Raw genomic sequence first — 19,902 nt, forward strand, 5'->3', positions numbered from 1 at the left:
GAGTTCACGGCGGGGAAGCTACGGGGTCGCCTGGTCTGCCTGGACCACGAGGTCGGCGACGGCGGCAGGCTGAGACACGAGGACGGCGTGCGACGCGGGAATCTCCGTGATCTGCGCCCCCGCCCGGGTGGCCATGAACCGCTCGGACGCCGCCGGAATCACCTGATCGTTCTGAGCGACCATGGCCCAGCTCGGAGTAGACGCCCACGAGGGCGGCCCGCTCGGTTCGAGGTTTGCCACCAGCGCCGCCGACCGCTGGTGCGCGAGCATCTCGGCGGCCGTGGCGTCGGACACGTCCGGTGCGAACACCCGATGGAAGTCGGCCGGGTTGATGTAGCCGTCGAGGTTCCTGCCCGCGATCCCGGTGGGATCGTTGTCGACGACCTTCACCTGCAGCACCGGCGGAAGCAACTGGCTGCCGGGGAACCGGATCGGGTCGAGGTTCAGCATCACCGGCTCACCCTGCGCCGGGGCGAACGCCGCCACGTACACGAGAGCCTCGACGTTCGGGGAATGCACGTTGGTGATGACGGCGCCGCCGTACGAGTGACCGACGAGCACCACCGGCCCCGGGATGTCCGCCAGCACCTTCTCGACGGCGGCGGAATCGTACGCCGGCCCGCGCAACGGGTTGTCCGGAACCACGACTTCGTATCCTCGACCGCGGAGGTTCGCCGCCACCGCATCCCAACTGGTCGTGTCGGCGAACGCGCCGTGTACCAGCACCACCGTCGGCAGATCCTGGGCGAGGGCCGGTCCGGCTCCCACGGTGAGTGTTCCCGCAGCCGCGACCGCGCACGCGGCAAGGGCGGTTCGAAGTCGAAGAAGTCGCATCACTCGTCTCCCGGGTCAGGACGGAACACAGTGGTCAGGGTGAAGGGTCCTGCGCGCCAGGAACAGTCGTCCGGCACGAAGCAGTGCGGTACGACAGGCGACGCCGTGGCCTGGCCCTTCGTGGCTGAGATTACTCGCCCGCAGCGCGGTCGGCATCATTTCGGCTAGCGTGACCGGAGGGGGCGTTCTGCTCGTGTGCACACTGGTCAGGAGGAATCCCGTGGATCTCGCGTTGAGTGGCACCGTCGCCGTGGTCACCGGAGCCAGCAAGGGTATCGGGCTCGCCATCACCCGCGCGCTCGCCGCGGAGGGCGCCTTCGTGGTGGCGGGCGCGCGTTCGCCCGGTCCGGAACTGGAGGAACTCGTCCGCGGAGGATCCGTGGAGGCGGTGAGCGTCGACCTGTCGACGCCCGCCGGCCCGGCGGAACTCGTCGCCGCCGCCACCGCACGCGGCAGTCTCGGTGTCGTCGTCAACAACGTCGGAGCCGCCCACCCGAGACTCACCGGATTCCTCGACGTGACCGACGCGGACTGGATCACGACGATGAATCTCAACCTGATGTCGGCGGTGCGGACGATCCGGGCCGCTCTGCCCCCGATGATCGCGGCAGGCCGGGGCAGCATCGTGACCACCAGTTCGGTCAACAGTTTCCTGCCCGACCCACCGTCATCGACTACTGCGCATCCAAGGCGGCGCTCACCAACTTCTCGAAGGCGCTGTCGAAAGAGATGGGGCCGCTGGGTATTCGGGTGAACACCGTCAGTCCCGGTCCGGTGTCGACCGCACTGTGGCTCGGGGACGACGGGGTGGCCGCCACGGTGGCGCGCGCAGGCGGCGGCGATCCGGCGGCGGTGGCGGAAAGCGTCGCGAAGCAGTCCGTCACGGGCCGGTTCACCCGCCCCGACGAGGTGGCGGATCTCGTGACGTTTCTCGCGAGTGACCGGGCCGGCAACGTGACGGGGTCCGATTCGTGATCGACGGGGGACTGGTCACCACCCTCTGACGCACGCTACCTGCGGCCCAGCAGCTTCCGCATGCCCTCGGCCGCACCGCGCACGAGTGCGCCTCGGGGGAAACCGCTCCGCGTGCGCGCCGCGTCGTAATTGCCGCTCGCCACCCACACCGGGCCGTCGGCGAGGTGTGCGAGACCCTCCCGGGCAACGTCTTCGGGCTCGGCGACGTTCATCCCGGGAAGATCGAAGTTCAGCCCCGCCCGGACCATCGCCGGCGTGCGGGTGACGCCGAGGACCAGTTCGACCACGTCCACTCCGAACGGTGCGAGTTCGAGCCAGAGGCTTTCCGCGAAGACCCGGCCGAACGCCTTCGACGCGGCGTAGATGCTCTGGTCCTCCGAACCCAGGTACCCGGCGAGCGAACCGACCAGCACGATCCCGCCCCGGCCGCGGTCCTTCATCTTCACGCCGAAATGCTGCGACAGGTGCAGCTGAGAGGTGATGTTGAGGTCGATGACCCGCTGGAACCCGGCGAGGTCTCCGCTGACGAACTCGTGCCCGTAGCTGTTGGCGCCGGCATTGAAGATCAGCAGGCCCACCTCGACGTCGTCGGTGGCCGTGCGGATCCGGTCGAGGGCGTCCGGGTCGAGGAGATCGAGCGCGAGAGTGCGCACCAGGACGCCGTGCGCGCGGACCTTGTCCGCGGTCTCCTCGAGCGGCCCGGGCTTGCGGGCGATCAGGACCAGATTGATTCCCGCCTTGCCGAGTTCTTCGGCGAAACTCGCGCCCACACCCTCGGAGCCGCCCGCGATCACGGCCCACGGGCCGTAGTGTCCGGTGTCGATCATGTTGTGTCCTCTCGGAAATGGTTCAGGTGCGACGAGTTTCAGTGGACGACGACAGGAGTCGGGACCGGGCCGGGATCGCGCACCGGGACCGCACCTGCTTCCACCGCTCGTGTGATCGACGCGGTCAGCGCCGCGCACTCCTTGCGGGGAGTACCGGGCCGGCCGTCGCCGGTGGTGCCGATCTCGCGGCAGTGCGCGCGGGCGGTGTCGTCCCACTGGACGGACGTGTGTTCCCAGCTGTTCTTCTGCACCAGGACCCGCGCGCCGCACTCAGTGCACTGCAGCGGCTGCATCGGCTTCGCGGACCTTCCGGGCGAGATTCGCTTCCACTTCGCGCTTCCACGACTCCACGGGGCGGGTGGTGTCGAGTTCGAACTCGAACCGCTCGGTCATCTGCGGGGTCACCGCGGCGACGTCGACGTAGAACTGCTCGTACCAGCGCCGCAACTGGTAGACCGGGCCGTCCTCCTCGCACAGCAGCGGGTTCTCGATGCGGGTCTTGTTCTTCCAGATCTCGATGTCCTGTTCGAAGCCCTTCGCGATGAACGTGCCGAAGCCCTTCGCCATCTCGGTGGCGGCGTCGCCGTCGAGGTCCTTCGACTTCTTGACGATGATGCCGTACTGCAGCACGAACTTGTCGGCGCTGACGGGGTAGTGGCAGTTGATCAGGACGGAGTCGACGTCGTGCGTCTCGTATCGGTACGTCAGGTCGTCGACCATGAACGACGGTCCGAAATAGGTGGCGTCCGAGCGGCTTCCGAGCATTTTCGGCTGACCCGACGCGTGTGGGCGCATGTCCTCGCGGGCCTGCCCGCGCATGAACTGGCTGGCGACGTGGCCCTCGAAGACGTTCTTGAAATAGGTGGGGAACGAGTAGTGCACGTAGAAGAAGTGCGCCATATCGACGATGTTGTCGACCACCTCGCGGCAGTTGGTGTCGACCGTGGTCCGATACCAGACCCAGTCCGTCCACTCGTCGTCGAGCGCGCCGTCGATGCGGGGAATCGTGACGTCCGCCGGCGGCGGATTGCCTTCCGGATCGTTCCACACGAACAGCATCCCGTCCTGGTCCAGCGCGTGCCACGACCGGGTCCGCGCGAGCGGCGGCACCCGGCGCGCGTACGGAATCTTCTTGCACCGGCCGTTGCTTCCCCACCGCCAGTCGTGGAACGGGCACGCCACCTCGTCGCCCTTGACGGTGCCCCGGCTCAGATCGCCGCCCATGTGCCGGCAATAGCCGTCGAGCACGGCGAGATCGCCCGCACTGTCGGCGAAGACGACGAGCTTGGTGCCGAACGCCTCGACGGAATGCGGCTTGCCGTCCCGGAACGCCTCGGACAATCCGAGGCAGTGCCATCCACGGGCGAATCGGGTGGGTGCTGCGCCCGGGTCGATTTCGCGTACCTCGACTGTCTCGGACTGCTGGGTGGTCACGATGCGTCCCGTCCTCTCCTCGGCTTGTGCGGTGCCCTGCACGCTAAGTGAGCGGAAACGGCCCGCATCGTGTGGTCCCACTGGACGGGACCGTCCGGCGGACGGGTGTTTCCCGTTGAGCGAGACGCCTGTCCACGCGCCGGTGCGATCGCCCTACCCTCCGACAGATGACGAACGAGGTCCTCAGATCGGTCCGTGCACTGCTGCCGATGATCGCGGAGTGCGCGGACAAGGTCGACGAGTCGCGCCGGGTGTCCGAGCAGGTGATCCGTGAACTCGGCGACACCGGAATGTTCAAGATGCTGCAGCCGAGGCGATACGGCGGCACCGAGAGCAATCCGGTGCACTTCTACGAGGTGGTGCGCGCCGTGTCCGGGGTGTGCGGGTCGACGGGCTGGCTGGCGTCCGTGCTCGGTGTGCACCCGTGGCACCTGGCCCTGTTCGACGACAGGGCGCAACGTGACGTGTGGGGCCACGACGATTCGGTGCTGGTGTCGTCCGCGTACGCACCCGTCGGGCGGCTCGTGCCGGTCGACGGCGGATACCGGCTGACGGGCGACTGGGGTTTCTCCTCGGGCTGCGAGCACGCGTCGTGGGCGCTGCTCGGCGCGATGGTCGTCGGAACCGAGGGCCGCCCGGTCGATTTCATGACCGCGCTGGTGCCGCGGTCGGACTACCGCATCCACGACGTGTGGGACGTGGTGGGAATGCGCGGCACGGCCAGCAACGAGATCAGCGCCGAGGACGTCTTCGTTCCCGACTACCGGATCAAGAGGAACTACGAGACGGCGCAACTGCGCGGATCCGGGCAGAAGGTGAACCGGGGGCCCCTGTACCGGCTGCCGTTCGCCACCCTCTTCACCACCGCCGTCGCGGCGCCCGGGGTCGGCGTCGTCGCCGGATGCTACGAACGCTATCTGACGTTCATGCGGGAACGGGTGCGGCTCAGCCTCGGTGGCGGCAGATTCGTCGACGACCAGTTCGCGCAGGTCGCGGTCGCGCGGGCGGCGTCCGAGATCGATGCCGCAATCCTGCAGATGGACCGCAACGTGCGGGAACTGTGGGAACTGGCCGAGGCCGGTGCGGAACTCCCCATGGGTCTGCGCCTGCGGGTGCGCCGCGATCAGGTCCGCGCCACCGAGCGGGCCCTCGAGGCGATCGACCTGCTCGTCAAGACCGCCGGCGGGAGTTCGCTGTTCCGGGGCAACGCGATCGAACGGTCCTGGCGGGACGCCCACGCGGGCAGCGCGCACGTGGCCAACGAGCCCGAACGCGCCCTCGCCCTGTTCGGCAGGGGCGCGTTCGGACTCCCGGTGGAGGACAACCTCGTGTAGTCAGCTCCGCATGTGCTGAACGGCCCGGTAGGAGAACACCATTGCGGTACCGAGCGGCACACCCGGTCCGGGATAGAAGCGGCCACTGAGTGACGCGCTCGTGTTGCCGGCCGCATACAGTCCGTCGATGGCCGTGCCGTCGGCGCGCAGGACGCGGGCGTCGGCGTCGGTCCGGACCCCGCCCTTGGTGCCGAGGTCGCTGAGCACGATGCGGGCCGCGTGGAACGGGCCCTGCGACACCGGGCTCAGCGCCGGGTTGGGCGGGGCGTCCGCACCCGTTCCGGGAGGGCAGAAGAAGTTGTCGTACGGATCCTCTCCCCGGTGGAATGCCTCGTCGACGCCGTGCTTGGCGAAGTCGTTGAACTGTTCGACCGTGCGGCCCAGAGCGTCTGCGGGGACGCCGATCTGCTCGGCGAGTTCCTCGATCGTGTCCGCCGACACCCAGGTGCCCGCCGCGAGATGCTTCTCGGCGGAGATGTTCGGAATGGAGATGGCAGGCAACACGGGACCGCCTTCCTTCGAATCGAAGACGAGGTAGGACGAGGAGCTTCCGTGTTCGATCATCGCGCGGCCGAACTGGTCGTACGGCAGCGACTCGTTGAGGTATCGCTCGCCGGAACTGTCGACCAGGATTCCGCCTCGCACGCCCACCATGAAAGCGCCCGAGCCGTCCGGAAGTTCGACGCCGGGGCACCACCACGCCTCGTCGAGCAGCGCGGTGTCGGCACCGGCCTCCACCGCCGCCTTCAGGAGGTCGCCGGTGTTGGCGCCACGCGGGCCCATGCTCCACTCCGCACGGCCGGGCGTTCCGTTCTCGGTGCGCAGGGCCGCGCTGCCCTCGATCCCGCCCGCCGCGAGCAGCACGCCGCGCGTCGCCCGGATGCGTATCGTCTCACCGGCCGCGTCCGTCGCCACGGCGCCGACGACCCGGCCGTCCTCGACGATCAGCGAGCGGGCCGCGGTCTCGGTGCGCAGTTCCGCGTGCCCGGTGCCGTACAGGGCCATGAGGAGACGGCCGATCAGGGCGCGCCCCCCGTTCAGCGTTCCCTCGGGATGCGGCTCGCCTGCCCGGTCGACGTCGGCCTCCGGCCGGATGACCTCACGAAGCTCCCCGACCTCGTCGCTCGGCAGATCGAGCGGGTTGATCGCGCGACCGTAGTCCATCCGGCCGGGTGCCTTGTAGTAGTCGGGGAATGCGCGCCACTCGAACTCGATGTGGGGATCGGATTCGAGGAGTGCGACGACCTCGGGTGCGGTGGTGACGTACGCCTCCTGGCGGTCGATCTCCTCGTCGCCCACCACTGCGCGCAGGTACGTGCGCGCCTTGTCCGTGGAGTCGCCGATACCGGCACGCTCCTGCACGGCGGTACCCGGCAGCCACACCGCGGCGCCCGAGTACGCGGACGTGCCACCGAACAGTGGGGTCTTCTCGAGGACGAGGGTGCGCAAACCCTGCGAAGCGGCCGTGTACGCGCCGGTCAGGGCGCCGCCCCCCGAACCGACCACCAGCACGTCGCACTCGGTTGTCCAGTCCTGCATCGTCGTTTCCTCCGTTGATGGTCTGTGGTGACTGGCGGTCCAGTCGTGGGGTTCACGCAATCGCATCCGGGGGACCTGCGGCACGTGCGGTCCCACTCACCGGACGAAATTCGAAGCTTTGCCGATCCAGTGCGAGAATCGACAGCGGATCCGGGGCTGTGTGCGGAGTGAAGGGGGATCGAGGGTGCCGAGAATCGCCGAGGTGCGGGACGCTGCCGAACCGAGTTCGGAGGAACAGCGGGCCCGCCACGTCCGCATGCTCGAGGCCGCCGTAGAACTGGCGACCGAGAAGGAAATCGCCCGCGTCCAGATGCACGAGGTGGCCAAGCGCGCCGGTGTCGCGATCGGGACGCTGTACCGGTACTTTCCGTCGAAGACGCACCTGTTCGTCGCAGTGATGGTCGATCAGATCGAGCAGATGAGTCGGGGTTTCAAGAAGAGCGCGCCTCCTGGGGAATCGCCGCAGGACGCGGTGTACAACGTCCTGGTCCGGGCCACCCGGGGTCTGCTGCGCCGGCCCGCGCTCTCGACGGCGATGATCCAGTCCACGAGCACCGCCAACGTCGCGTCCGTGCCGGACGCGGGGAAGGTCGACCGCGCGTTCCGGCAGATCATGCTGGACGCCGCCGGGATCGAACACCCGACGGAGGAAGACCTGACCGCGTTGCGCCTGCTGGTGCAGTTGTGGTTCGGCGTGATCCAGTCGTGCCTCAACGGCCGGGTCACCATTCCCGACGCCGAATCCGACATCCGCAAGGCGTGCGACCTGCTGCTGGTCGGTCTGTCGCACCGCTGACCGCCCGCCGGGCACCGGGGTCGCCTCGTCGGCGTTCCCGAGGTGACATTCATTCCTGACGTCTGAGCCGGGCCGCGAACGGTCCTTCGCGAGACGAAGGGCATTGATGTCTCCTCAAAAATAGAATAAATTCCAGAAATGGGCCGCGGACGCGTTCGCGAGCCGGAGAACACAGAGGGAGCGGAACATGGGCAACGCCGTCATCGTCGACGCGGCACGGACACCGATCGGGCGGCGGCGCGGGGCGCTGTCCGGACTGCATCCGGTCGAACTGCTCGGCGCAGTACAGCGGGGCGTCGTCGAACGGGCCGGTCTCGCCGCGGAGGACGTCGGGCAGATCGTCGGCGGATGCGTCACCCAGGCCGGTGAGCAGTCCAACAACGTGACCCGGCAGGCGTGGCTGCACGCGGGACTGCCGTACACGACGGCGGCCACGTCGATCGACTGCGCCTGCGGATCGTCCCAGCAGGCCGTGCACGTCGTGGCGGGTCTGATCGCGTCCGGCCAGATCTCCGCCGGAATCGGGTGCGGCGTCGAGGCCATGAGCCGGGTGTTCCTCGGCCAGGCCGCCACGCCGGAAACGGGCAACCCGTACCCCGGCGACTGGTCGATCGACATGGGCGACCAGTTCACGTCCGCGCAGCGGATCGCCGACCTGCGCGGACTCGAGCGCGGCGACGTCGACGCCCTCGGCCTCGAATCGCAACGACGCGCCGCACAGGCCTGGGCGGAAGGACGATTCGACCGCGAGATCGTGCCGGTCACCGCCCCCGTCGTGGACAGGGCGGGCGCACCCACCGGTGAATCCGCGGTGATCACCCGGGACGGGGGCCTGCGGGAGACGACGGCCGAGGCCCTGTCGGCGCTGAAGCCGGTGATCGACGGCCACATCCACACCGCGGGCAACTCGTCCCAGATCAGCGACGGGGCCGCCGCCGTTCTGCTCATGGACGAGGACCGTGCCCGCGCACTCGGCCTGCGGCCGCGCGCGCGGATCGTCGCGTCCGGCATGGTCGGCTCCGACCCCTATTACCACCTCGACGGGCCGATCGACTCGACGCGGATGGTCCTGGACCGCGCCGGAATGTCGCTGGGCGACATCGATCTCGTCGAAATCAACGAGGCATTCGCGTCGGTCGTGCTGTCGTGGGCGCAGGTGCACGGCGCCGACCTGTCGAAGGTGAACGTCAACGGCGGCGCCATCGCCCTCGGGCATCCGGTGGGCTCCACCGGGGCCCGGCTGATCACCACCGCGCTGCACGAATTGGAGCGCTCGGACACCGCCACCGCACTCGTCACGATGTGCGCCGGTGGAGCGCTGTCCACCGCCACCATCATCGAACGCATCTGAACCCCCGAACGATCGAGGCCGACATGACAATGGGATTGACCGAAGAAGAGCGCGACCTCCGCGACTCGGTGCGAGGCTGGGCCACGCGGACCGTGACCCCGGACGTGCTCCGGGAGGCCGTCGAGGCCAAGACCGAGCAGCGACCGTCGTTCTGGACGTCGTTGGCGGAACTGGGCGTACTGGGACTGCACCTGCCGGAGGAGGCAGGCGGAGCGGGCTGCGGGCTGGTGGAACTGGCTGTGGTCACCGAGGAACTCGGCCGGGTCCTGCTGCCCGGACCTTTTCTACCGACCGTGCTGCTCGGCGCCGTTCTGCACGAATCCGGGCGCGCGGGTGAGCTGTCCGGACTGGCCGACGGTACGACCCTCGGCGCGGTGGCGCTGCAACCGGGTTCGCTGCGCCTCGTCCGAGACGGCGGAGCAGTGACACTGGACGGCGAGTCCGGGTACGTCCTCGGCGGGCAGGTGGGAGACCTGTTCCTGCTCGCGGCCGCGGACGGCGACGACACCGTGTTCGTGGCGCTCACCCCCGACCGCCTGGGCGTGACCGACCTGCCCAGCCACGACGTGGTGCGCCGCAACGCGACCGCGGCGGTGACCGGACTCGAGATCGCCGACGCCGACGTCCTGCAAATCGATGCGCAGCGCGTCCTCGATCTGGCCGCCACGTTGTTCGCCGCCGAGGCGTCGGGTGTCGCCGACTGGGCCGTGACCACCGCCGCCGACTACGCCAGGGTGCGCAGGCAGTTCGGCCGTCCCATCGGCCAGTTCCAGGGTGTGAAGCACCGGGTGGCGCGGATGCTCGGCCTGGCGGAGCAGGCCAGGGTGTGCGCCTGGGACGCGGCCCGCGCGATGAATCCCGGAACGGGCGCGGCGGAGGCGTCACTCGCCGCCGCGGTCGCCGGAGCCACCGCGCCCGAGTCGGCGTTCTCGGTCACCAAGGACTGCATCCAGGTGCTCGGGGGCATCGGCTACACGTGGGAACACGACGCCCACCTGTACCTGCGCCGAGCGCAGTCGCTGCGGATCCTGCTGGGGTCCACCGCGTTCTGGCGGCGGCGCGTGGCCCGCGCGACCCTGGGCGGTGCCCGGCGGGTGCTCGGCATCGATCTTCCACCCGAGGCCGCCGGCCTCCGGGCCGGCATCCGAGCGGAACTCGCGGCCGCCGCGTCGCTGTGCGAGGAGGAACGCGGGACGTACCTGGCCGAGAAGGGCTACACCGCACCGCACCTCCCCGCACCCTGGGGCAGGGGAGCGGGCGCCGTGGAACAACTCGTGATCGCGGAGGAACTGCGCGCGGCCGCACTGAAGCCCCACGACATGATCATCGGAAACTGGGTGGTGCCCACACTCATCGCGCACGGCAGCGACGACCAGTTGCAGCGCTTCGTGCCGCAGTCGCTGCGCGGCGACCTCGTCTGGTGCCAGCTGTTCTCCGAACCCGGCGCCGGATCGGACCTCGCCGGCCTGACCACCAGGGCCACGAAGGTGGACGGCGGCTGGGTGCTGCGGGGGCAGAAGGTGTGGACGTCGATGGCCCGGGACGCGGACTGGGGAATCTGCCTCGCCCGCACCGACGCCTCGGTTCCCAAGCACAAGGGATTGTCGTACTTCCTGATCGACATGAAGGCGAGCGAGGGTCTGGACATCCGGCCGCTGCGGGAGATCACCGGCGAAGCACTGTTCAACGAGGTGTTCCTCGACGACGTCTTCGTCCCCGACGAACTCCTCGTGGGCGATCCGGGCGACGGCTGGAAGCTGGCCCGCACCACCCTCGCCAACGAACGCGTGTCACTGTCGCACGACTCCTCGCTGGGGTCCGGTGGCGAGGCACTGCTGACCCTGGCCGGTGAACTGCCCGGCGGCATCGACGACGAGCAGCTGACCGTACTCGGCAAGGTGCTCTGCGACGCACAATCCGGTGGGCTGATGGGGTTGCGCACCACCCTCCGCTCGATCGCGGGCGGGCAGCCGGGCGCCGAGTCGTCGGTCGCGAAACTGCTCGGCGTCGAACACATCCAGCAGGTGTGGGAGGTGGCGATGGACTGGGCCGGCCCGCGGGCGCTGCTCGGCGACCGGCCCCGCACGTCGGACACACAGATGTTCCTGAACTCGCAGTGCATGTCGATCGCGGGCGGCACCACCAACGTCCAGCTCAACATCATCGGCGAACGGCTGCTGGGGTTGCCCCGCGACCCAGAGCCCGGGCAAGGAGCGGTGGCCTGACATGGCAATCGACGTGAATGCGGCGCTGACCGCCGACCCGGTGGTCCGGGAGGTGTCGTGGACCGAACGCGACGTGATGCTCTACCACCTCGGACTCGGCGCCGGCGAGAACGCCCTGGACCCGGCGGAACTGCGCTGGGTGTACGAGAAGGATCTGCGGGTGCTCCCGACGTTCGCGCTGGTGGCGGGTCAGGGGATCTCGGCGGGCGACGCACCGCAGGCCGGGCTGAGCCTGCCCGGCATCGACATCGATCTGCGGAGAATCCTGCATGGCGGGCAGTCGCTCACCGTGCATGCGCCGATCCCCGCCGCAGGCACGGCCCGGCTGTCCTCGCGGGTGTCCGGCGTGTGGGACAAGGGCAAGGCCGCCGTCATCGTGCTCGAACAGACGGCCACCGACTCGGGCGGGAACCCGTTGTGGACCACGGGGATGCAGATCTGGGCCCGCGATGAGGGCGGGTTCGGCGGCTCCCCGGGACCCGAGTCGGTGGCCACGATCCCCGAACGTGCGCCCGACAAGGTGCTCGTGTCCCACACCGGGACGGCGCAGGCGCTGCTGTACCGGCTCAGTGGCGACCTCAACCCGCTGCACGCGGACCCCGCGTTCGCGGCCGCGGCCGGGTTCGAAAGGCCGATCCTGCACGGGCTCGCGTCGTACGGTGTGGTGTGCAAGGCCGTCGTCGACGGCGTGCTGGGCGGCGATCCCACGCGACTGCGCCACTACGCGGTGCGGTTTGCTGGCTCGCTGTATCCCGGCGACACCGTCGAGACCGCGGTCTGGCAGGAGGGTGACCGGCTCACTCTCTGTGCGACGTGCCCCGACCGGGCCGGGCAACCGGTGCTGACCCAGGCGACGATGGAGGTGAGCGGATGAGCGTCGGTACGCACCCCACGTTCGAGAACAGTGCGCCGGGAACGGTGCTGACGTCGCCACCCGACGGTTCCGCCGTCGACCGGGCGACCGGGGCCGCCCGCCGCGTGGTCGACGCCTTGCTGCGCACCGACCGCGGCAACGCCAACCTCGAGCGCGTCGCGGAGGAGCTGAACAGCATCGCCGAACACCTCGAGGAACATGCCCCTGCCGTCGCGGAGCGGCTGATCGACATGTGGAACGGCGAGGGCGTCACTCGGCACGACCCCGTCACCGGACCCGAGAACGCGCTCGCGCCGCCCCTCGTCCTCGAGGGCCTGTCCGACGGATCGGTCCGGGGCACCGTCACCCTCACCATCCCGTACCAGGGCCCGCCCGGACACGTCCACGGCGGCGTGTCCGCGCTGCTGCTCGACCACGTCCTCGGCGTCGCCAACGCCTGGAGTGGAAAGGCGGGCATGACAGCGCAGTTGAGCACCCGCTACCACCGCCCGACGCCACTGTTCGAACCGCTCACCCTCACCGGGAAGCTGATCTCCGTCGACGGCCGCAAGATCACCACCGCCGGCGACATCCGGACCGCGGACGGCCAGGTGTGCGTCTCCGTCGAGGGACTGTTCGTCGACAAGACCATGCCCCGCCCACGATGATCACCCCGATCAGGAGCAGACCGTGACCTCACCGCACCGTTTCGACAACAAGGTCGTCTTCGTCACCGGCGCCGCCCGAGGGCAGGGCCGCGCCGAGGCCGTCCGGTTCGCGTCCGAGGGCGCCGACATCATCGCGATCGACGCCTGCGCCGAATTCGCGTCCACTCCCTACCCCGGTGCGACACAGGAAGACCTGGCCGAGACGGTCCGGCTCGTCGAGGCGACCGGCAGGCGGATCGTCTCGGCCACCGCCGACGTGCGTGACTTCGACGGCCTCTCGCGGGCACTGGCCGACGGCATCGACCGGCTTGGCCGCCTCGACGTCGTGATCGCGAACGCGGGCATCTGCTCGGGCGCACTGTCGTGGGAGATCACCGCCGAGCAGTGGCAGGAGACGGTCGACGTCAACCTCACCGGAACATTCCACACCGCGAAGGCGGCGATTCCGTACCTGATCGAGCAGGGTGAGGGCGGGGCGGTCGTCTTCACCAGTTCGGTGTCCGGGCTGAAAGGCACCCCGTTCACCGGGCACTACGTCGCCACCAAGCACGGCATCACCGGACTCGCCAAGACGATGGCGAACGAACTCGGGGAGCACCGCATCCGCGTCAACACGGTGCACCCGGCCGGGGTCGACACCGGCATGAAGATGCGCGACCTGCACCCGCTGATCGCCCGGTACGCGTCGACGCTCGGCTCGATCTACCAGAACTCGCTGCCCTACACCATCACCCAGCCGGAGGACGTCGCCGCCGTCGTCGCGTGGGTGTGTTCCGACGAAGCGAAGTACATCACCGGGGCGCAGATTCCCGTCGATATGGGGAACCTCATCCGCTGAGGTCCGCGGGCTCTGCACTCGCCCGATGTCACAGTGGTGCAGTTCGACTGCACCGCTGTGACATTCGGCGTTCACACGGTGATGTCGCGCCGGATCATCTTGCCGGTGGCATTGCGCGGCAGCAGATCCGTGGTGATCCGCCACCGCGTCGGGACCTTGAAATACGACAGTCGCTCGGCCGCGTAGTCCCGCAGTTCCGCCTCGGTGGTCGCGGCACCCGGTCGCAACACCACCACGGCGGCCACCTCCTGCCCCAGATCCTGGTGCGGCGTCCCGATCACCGCGCATTCGAGCACGTCGGGGTGTTCGTCGAGGCACTGCTCGATCTCGGTGGGGTACACGTTCTCGCCGCCCCGCAGGATCAGGTCCGAGCGACGCCCGGTGAGCCGCAGACGACCGTTCTCGACGAGTCCGTAGTCGCCGGTCCGGAGCCAGCGGCCGGGGGCGATCGCGGCGGCGGTGGCGGCCTCGTCCTCCCAATAGCCGAGCATCACGAACGGACTGCGGACGCACACCTCACCCTCGACGCCGTCGGGCAGCCATTCCCCGTACGGGTCGCGGATCTCCATGCTCACCGTGAGGATCGGGCGCCCCAGCGTGCCCGGGAACTGCTCGAGTTCGGGCGCGGTGGCGACGGCGATCGCGGTACTGCACTCGGTGAGTCCGTAACTGTCCACGAGCGCATTGCGGGCGAACGGCACCTTCTCGCGCAGCCGTTCCTTGAACGCGACCGACGACGGTGCGGACGCCAGCGAGAACGACGTGAGCGACGACAGGTCGTACCGGTCGAGGTGGTCGTGCTCCACGAGACGCGACGCCATGGTGGGCACCGCACCCCAGTTGGTGACGCGTTCCCGCTCGACGAGACGGAGCACGGCGTCGACGTCGAATCCACCCTGGTGCATGACGACGGCACCACCGGTCGCCAGCCGCGGAATCACCAGATTGTGCAGGCTCGCGATGTGGAACAGGGGAGAGGTCAGCAGGTAGCGGAGCGGGCTGGGCATCGCCGGATCGACGGGCCGCCCGCTGAATTCGCCGACCACGGCGTCGCTGAAGCGGTGGTAGTCGACGACGGCCAGGATGTTGCGCTGCGAGTGCAACGCGCCTTTGGGCCTGCCGCTCGTGCCGCTGGTGTAGAGGATGGCGGCCGGATCGTCCTCGTCGACGTCGGTGTGCGGCATCGGGTAACCGGCGTACCGCGCGAAGATCGCGGGCAGATCCTGTTCCATCGTGAGGACGGGGAGTTCGGTGCCGACGGCGGCGAGTGTCTCGGCGCGTTTCGCGTCCGCGATCACCACGGTCGGACGGCTGTGGGCGAGCCCGTACTCGACCTCGCGCGGAACCCACCAGCCGTTCAATCCGACGCTGATGGCGCCGAGCACCTGTGTGGCCCAGAACGCGACCACCCACTCGGGGGTGTTCGCGGCCAGGATCGCCACCCGATCGCCCTTGCCGACGCCGTGCTCCTCACGCAGCGCCGTCGCCAGGGCCGCGACCGCGGCGGCGTGCTCGGTGTACGACAGCCGGCGGTCGGCGGTGACGAGGTAGTCGCGGTCGCCCCACCGAAGCGAGGTGGTGAGGAGTTCGCCGACCGAGCGCCCGCGGTGCTTCATCACCGGCATCCGGGTGCCGAGCACCGGCTCCTCGACGAGTTCGAAACGTCCACCGGGTCCGGTGAGACGGGACATCACCTGATCCAGGTGCAACTGTGGATCTGTGGGGGCAGTCATCGGGGCGACCTTTCGTCCTCGGGCACTCGTACCGACACAACATGGCACGCCGTGACGGGCGCCCGGACGTGGTTACCACTCAGCGAGACTGCCACGATCCGTGACATCCCGGCGCCGTTACGTTCGACAGCGAATCGCAGCTGGAGGAACTCATATGACGATAGATCTCGACCCGCCCGCAGTGAAGGTCGATCCGCTCGCCCCGGCCAGGCTCGGGCCGATCACCCTGCGTAATCGCGTGATCAAGGCCGCGACGTTCGAGGGCCTGACCCCGAAGGGTCTGGTCACCGACGAACTCATCGAATTCCATCGGCAACCCGCCGCCGGGGGCGTCGGGATGACGACGGTCGCGTACTGCGCAGTCGCCCCCGACGGGAGGACGTCGCCCGGCCAGATCCAATGGACCGACGAGACGATGCCGGGCCTACGGAAGCTGACCGACGCCATCCACGCCGAGGGCGCGGCGGTGTCGGCGCAGATCGGTCACGCGGGACCGGTCGCGGCCGCGAAGTACATCGGGCACCCGGCGCTGGGCCCGTCCCGCGCGTTCCGGATGACCACGCAGAACTTCTCGAAGCCGGCCACCGCGGCCGACATCACCCGGATCGTCGAGGCGCACGCCCACGCGGCCCGCCGTGCGGTGGACGCGGGGTTCGACGCCGTCGAGATCCATTTCGGCCACAACTACCTGATCAGCTCGTTTCTCAGCCCGAAGGTCAACAAGCGCACGGACGAGTACGGCGGATCCCTGGCGAACCGCGCCCGCTTCGCGCTCGAGACCGCCAGGGCCGTGCGCGAGGCGGTGGGCGGCAGGATCGCGATTCTCGCGAAACTGAACATGGACGACGGCGTGCCCGGCGGCTTCTGGGTGGACGAGGCCATCCAGGTGGCGCAGTGGCTCGAACAGGACGGGTCACTCGACGCGCTCGAGCTCACCGCGGGCAGTTCGCTGCTGAATCCGATGTACCTGTTCAAGGGCGACGCGCCGCTCCGCGAGTTCGCCGCCGTCATGCCGCAGCCGACAAAACTGGGAATCCGGTTGGTCGGCAAGCATTTCCTGAAGGAATACCCCTACCGCGACGCCTACCTCCTCGACGACGCCCGGCAGATCAGGGCCGCCGTGACGATGCCGCTCGTGCTGCTCGGCGGCATCACCGGCAAGGCGACCATGGACCTGGCGATGGAGGAGGGCTTCCAGTTCGTGGCCGTCGCACGGGCACTGCTGCGGGAGCCCGACCTCGTCAACCGCATCACGCAGGACAACCACAACCCCGGTCTGTGCATTCACTGCAACAAGTGCATGACGGCTATCTACGGTGGCACCCACTGCGTGCTCCGAGCGCAGTGAGCGTGCAGGCCGTCTCGACAGGAGAGTTGAAATTGGAACGCACCACGATCGCCCGGATGCTGCTCGACCGCCGGGGCGACGACCGACTGGGAGTCCGTACCCGCGAACAGGATTGGACGTGGGACGAGGTGGTGCGCGCGAGTGCGGCCCGCGGGTCCGTCGCGTCCTCGCTGCGGCGGGGCGGTCCGTTCCACATCGGCGTCCTGCTCGAGAACACCCCCGAGTTCCTGTTCTGGCTGGGCGGCGCGGCACTCGCCGGAGCCACCGTCGTCGGCATCAACCCCACCCGCCGCGGGGCGGAACTCGAGGCCGAGATCCGGTACGTCGACTGTCAGCTGATCGTCACGGACACCGCGGGAATGGCCCAGCTCGCTGCCCTCGACCTCGGGCTGTCCGGGGACCGTTTCCTGCTCGTCGACGACCCGGCCTACGCCGAACTCGTCGCGGCCCACGCGGTCGCGCATCCGGTCGAAGACCCCGCGGTCGACGCGTCGACGCTGTTTCTGCTGCTGTTCACGTCCGGAACCACCGGCACGTCGAAGGCGGTGCGGTGCAGTCAGGGCCGCCTCGCCCGGCTGGCCTACGCGAACACCGCCAAATACGGACACGTGCGCGAGGACGTCGACTACTGCTGCATGCCGCTGTTCCACGGCAACGCGCTGATGGCCCTGTGGGCGCCCGCTCTCGCCAACGGCGCCACCGTCTGCCTGCCCCGCAAGTTCTCCGCGTCCGGATTCCTGCCCGACGTCCGGTTCTTCGGCGCCACGTTCTTCACGTACGTCGGCAAGGCGCTGGCGTACCTGATGGCCACACCCGAGCAACCCGACGACCGGGACAACACGCTCGTCCGCGGGTTCGGGACGGAGGCGTCCCCGGAGGACAAGACCGAATTCGTCCGACGGTTCGGCGCCGAACTGTACGAGGGGTACGGCTCGAGCGAGGGCGCCGGTTCGGTGACGCTCGACCCGAACGCCCCCGAGGGCGCGCTCGGCAGGCCGGCGAACGAGAACATCGTCATCGTCGACCCGGACACCCGGGTGGAGAAAGCCCGGGCGCGGCTCGACGAGCACGGTCGCGTGCTCAACCCCGACGAGGCGATCGGCGAGATGATCGACAAGGCCGGCGCTGCACGGTTCGAGGGCTACTACAAGAACGAGGATGCGGTCGCGGACCGCATCCGGCACGGCTGGTACTGGACCGGCGACCTCGGGTACGTCGACGACGCCGGCTTCCTCTACTTCGCAGGCCGGAAGGGCGACTGGATCCGCGTGGACGGGGAGAACACGTCGGCGTTGATGGTGGAGCGGATTCTGCGTCGCCTTCCGAAGGTGATCGCCACCGGCGTGTACGGCGTCCCGGACCCGCGGTCGGGCGATCAGGTGATGGCCGCCGTCGAGGTGTCGGACCGGACCGATTTCGATCCGGCGGAGTTCGCCGCGTTCCTCGCCGACCAGGCCGACCTGGGCACGAAGGCCGCACCACGATTCGTGCGGGTGTCGACGAACCTGCCGGTGACCGGCTCGAACAAGGTGCTCAAACGAACGCTGCAGGAGCAGGGCTGGCGGTGCGAGGATCCGATCTTCCGGTGGGTGGGACGCGGCGTTCCCGAGTACCACGAGATGACCGACAGTGAGAAGGCCGCGCTGGAGCAGGAGTTCCACACGCACGGCCGGCAACGATTCCTGCACGTGTGACGGTGAGGGTGACATGAAACTGGGTGTGGTGATTCCCGTCGAACTGGGACGGGCGGGCGAGCCCGAGTGGATACTCGAATTCGCCCGGGCCGCGGAATCACTGGGATTCGACGAGATCTCCGCCGTCGAGCACTCGGTCGTCATCGCCGACACGACGAGCGACTATCCATACTCGCCCACCGGGAAGTCGCACCTGCCTGACGACTGCAGCCTCCCGGACCCGCTGGAACTGCTGTCGTTCGTCGCCGGGGCAACGACGACCCTGGGTCTGGCGACGGGAGTGCTGGTCCTGCCCAATCACCACCCGGTGGTGCTGGCGAAACGCCTCGCCACCCTGGACCGGCTGTCCGCGGGGCGCCTGCGCATCTGCCTCGGTCTCGGCTGGATGCGCGAGGAGATCGAGGCCTGCGGCGGCGACTTCGACCGGCGCGGGTCCGTCGCAGACGAGGCGATCGCGGTGATGCGGGCGCTGTGGTCGGGCACCGGCCCGGTCGACTTCGCGGGCGAGCACTTCTCCTTCTCGGGCGCCCACAGCTGGCCCAAACCGCGCCGGGAGTCGGGCGTGCCGCTCTATATCGGGGGACACAGCCCGGCGGCCGCGCGCCGGGCCGGACGACTCGGTGACGGGTTCCAGCCGCTCGGCCTGGCCGGCGACGACCTGGACGGGGCGATCGCCCGGATGCGGGCGGCGGCAGCGGACGCCGGACGCGACCCCGCCGACGTCGACCTCGTGCTGGGCGCCACGCTGCCGCGGCTGGACGAGGCCCGGCTCGATCGGTCCCGGGAACTGGGCGCCGGCCGGCTGGTGCTCTCGGCGTCCCGGCACGCGCAGTCTCTCGGCCAGGTCGTCGACGAGATGGCCGCCTGCGCGGCGCGATTGGGACTCAGTCCGGCACGGTGACCGGCACGTCCTCGCTGAAGTCGACGATCAGCTCGCGCCGGGAGAACGTCCAGCCGGCGTCGCCGAGCACGTAGTGGTCGTGGTAGCACAACGCGATCCGGTTGTCGCGGCAGCCGTTTCGACTCGCATAGACGTGATGCGCCGTGCAGTACGTCTCGCCCGACGCCGTCGACCCGTCCACGTCGATCACCTGCTGGTGGACGACGTGCCGGGTGGACTGCAGATGCGAGACCGCGTCGACGACGGCGGCTGCGAGCACCACGTTGCCGCGGAGTTCGCTTGCCGCGCCGGTGCCCGTCAGCGCGGGGGGAAGGACGAATGTCGCGTCGGTGTCGAACAGCGCCGCGAGCGTCGCCGCCTCGCGCCGGTCGACGGCCCGCGCGTAGCGGGCGGTGAGTTCGGTGAGAGCGAATCCGGTGGCCATCCGACCATTCCAGCGGACATTCGTCATCGGCGACAACCCTCTCCCGCTCACCGAGACATCGGCGGTGAGGCCGTGGAGCGCTGGTTAGCGTCCAGAACACAGGTGGCGACAGCCACGCACAGGCATGA

At 69.3% G+C, this 19,902-nt stretch carries 17 protein-coding genes and 1 pseudogene; 11 read left to right on the forward strand and 7 right to left on the reverse strand.

Going from position 1 to position 19,902, the window contains the following annotated elements:
* Window positions 1–18: 18 nt before the first annotated feature.
* The gene (locus ROP_RS29140; protein ID WP_043825520.1) at window positions 19–834 is read right to left on the reverse strand and encodes an alpha/beta hydrolase; all 816 of its coding nucleotides are present in this window, start codon (window positions 832–834) and stop codon (window positions 19–21) included.
* Window positions 835–1,054: 220 nt separating this feature from the next.
* Between ROP_RS29140 and ROP_RS29145 the strand changes: the two are divergent.
* Window positions 1,055–1,838: pseudogene (locus tag ROP_RS29145) on the forward strand (SDR family NAD(P)-dependent oxidoreductase).
* 6 nt (window positions 1,839–1,844) lie between these two features.
* On the opposite strand, the gene ROP_RS29150 reads toward ROP_RS29145, so the two are convergent.
* The 3 genes from ROP_RS29150 to ROP_RS29160 are packed head-to-tail and all read right to left on the reverse strand — an operon-like array spanning window position 1,845 to window position 4,070.
* A complete protein-coding gene (locus tag ROP_RS29150; RefSeq protein WP_015889612.1) occupies window positions 1,845–2,636 on the reverse strand; it encodes an SDR family NAD(P)-dependent oxidoreductase in 792 nt (263 codons plus the stop codon).
* A 38-nt stretch (window positions 2,637–2,674) separates the two neighbouring features.
* Window positions 2,675–2,929 carry a hypothetical protein gene (locus ROP_RS29155; RefSeq protein WP_015889613.1) on the reverse strand — a complete coding sequence of 85 codons (255 nt, stop codon included), beginning with the start codon at window positions 2,927–2,929 and terminating at the stop codon, window positions 2,675–2,677.
* Window positions 2,907–4,070, reverse strand: coding sequence for a Rieske 2Fe-2S domain-containing protein (locus ROP_RS29160; protein WP_015889614.1), 1,164 nt, complete (start codon window positions 4,068–4,070; stop codon window positions 2,907–2,909). Before ROP_RS29160 ends, ROP_RS29155 begins: the two co-directional genes overlap by 23 nt.
* A 167-nt stretch (window positions 4,071–4,237) precedes the next feature.
* Between ROP_RS29160 and hsaA the strand changes: the two genes are divergently transcribed.
* The gene (gene hsaA, locus ROP_RS29165) at window positions 4,238–5,404 is read left to right on the forward strand and encodes a 3-hydroxy-9,10-secoandrosta-1,3,5(10)-triene-9,17-dione monooxygenase oxygenase subunit (protein ID WP_015889615.1); all 1,167 of its coding nucleotides are present in this window, start codon (window positions 4,238–4,240) and stop codon (window positions 5,402–5,404) included.
* Here the strand turns inward: hsaA and ROP_RS29170 are convergent, their stop codons facing one another.
* Window positions 5,405–6,943 (reverse strand): FAD-dependent oxidoreductase, encoded by a 1,539-nt coding sequence (locus ROP_RS29170; protein WP_015889616.1) that lies wholly within the window; start codon window positions 6,941–6,943, stop codon window positions 5,405–5,407.
* Between the two features lie 184 nt (window positions 6,944–7,127).
* Here ROP_RS29170 and ROP_RS29175 point away from each other — a divergent pair, with 184 nt between their 5' ends.
* From ROP_RS29175 to ROP_RS29200, 6 genes are all read left to right on the forward strand, one after another.
* Entirely contained in the window at window positions 7,128–7,739 is a 612-nt protein-coding gene (locus ROP_RS29175) for a TetR family transcriptional regulator (RefSeq protein WP_015889617.1), read from the forward strand.
* A 187-nt stretch (window positions 7,740–7,926) separates the two neighbouring features.
* Complete coding sequence (locus ROP_RS29180) at window positions 7,927–9,090, forward strand: steroid 3-ketoacyl-CoA thiolase (RefSeq protein WP_015889618.1); 1,164 nt, start codon at window positions 7,927–7,929, stop codon at window positions 9,088–9,090.
* Between the two features lie 23 nt (window positions 9,091–9,113).
* The gene (locus tag ROP_RS29185; protein ID WP_015889619.1) at window positions 9,114–11,315 is read left to right on the forward strand and encodes an acyl-CoA dehydrogenase; all 2,202 of its coding nucleotides are present in this window, start codon (window positions 9,114–9,116) and stop codon (window positions 11,313–11,315) included.
* Window position 11,316: 1 nt separating this feature from the next.
* Window positions 11,317–12,189, forward strand: a complete 873-nt coding sequence (locus ROP_RS29190) for a MaoC/PaaZ C-terminal domain-containing protein (RefSeq protein ID WP_015889620.1) — start codon at window positions 11,317–11,319, stop codon at window positions 12,187–12,189.
* Window positions 12,186–12,836, forward strand: coding sequence for a PaaI family thioesterase (locus ROP_RS29195; protein WP_015889621.1), 651 nt, complete (start codon window positions 12,186–12,188; stop codon window positions 12,834–12,836). The genes ROP_RS29190 and ROP_RS29195 overlap by 4 nt, the downstream gene beginning before the upstream one ends.
* A gap of 22 nt (window positions 12,837–12,858) precedes the next feature.
* Window positions 12,859–13,674 (forward strand): mycofactocin-coupled SDR family oxidoreductase, encoded by an 816-nt coding sequence (locus ROP_RS29200; RefSeq protein ID WP_015889622.1) that lies wholly within the window; start codon window positions 12,859–12,861, stop codon window positions 13,672–13,674.
* A gap of 71 nt (window positions 13,675–13,745) precedes the next feature.
* Here ROP_RS29200 and ROP_RS29205 read toward each other — a convergent pair whose 3' ends face one another.
* Window positions 13,746–15,407 (reverse strand): class I adenylate-forming enzyme family protein, encoded by a 1,662-nt coding sequence (locus tag ROP_RS29205; RefSeq protein ID WP_015889623.1) that lies wholly within the window; start codon window positions 15,405–15,407, stop codon window positions 13,746–13,748.
* 154 nt (window positions 15,408–15,561) lie between these two features.
* On the opposite strand from ROP_RS29205, the gene ROP_RS29210 reads away from it, so the two are divergent.
* The 3 genes from ROP_RS29210 to ROP_RS29220 are packed head-to-tail and all read left to right on the forward strand — an operon-like array spanning window position 15,562 to window position 19,350.
* Window positions 15,562–16,755 carry an NADH:flavin oxidoreductase gene (locus tag ROP_RS29210; protein ID WP_015889624.1) on the forward strand — a complete coding sequence of 398 codons (1,194 nt, stop codon included), beginning with the start codon at window positions 15,562–15,564 and terminating at the stop codon, window positions 16,753–16,755.
* A gap of 26 nt (window positions 16,756–16,781) precedes the next feature.
* Window positions 16,782–18,449 carry an AMP-binding protein gene (locus ROP_RS29215; protein ID WP_043826874.1) on the forward strand — a complete coding sequence of 556 codons (1,668 nt, stop codon included), beginning with the start codon at window positions 16,782–16,784 and terminating at the stop codon, window positions 18,447–18,449.
* Window positions 18,450–18,462: 13 nt separating this feature from the next.
* Entirely contained in the window at window positions 18,463–19,350 is an 888-nt protein-coding gene (locus tag ROP_RS29220) for an LLM class F420-dependent oxidoreductase (protein ID WP_015889626.1), read from the forward strand.
* On the opposite strand, the gene ROP_RS29225 is transcribed toward ROP_RS29220, so the two are convergent.
* Complete coding sequence (locus ROP_RS29225; RefSeq protein ID WP_043825524.1) at window positions 19,334–19,774, reverse strand: nuclear transport factor 2 family protein; 441 nt, start codon at window positions 19,772–19,774, stop codon at window positions 19,334–19,336. The genes ROP_RS29220 and ROP_RS29225 overlap by 17 nt on opposite strands.
* Window positions 19,775–19,902: the final 128 nt, after the last annotated feature.

Source organism: Rhodococcus opacus B4, from assembly GCF_000010805.1.
In the GTDB taxonomy this organism is placed as follows: Bacteria; Actinomycetota; Actinomycetes; order Mycobacteriales; family Mycobacteriaceae; genus Rhodococcus_F; species Rhodococcus_F opacus_C.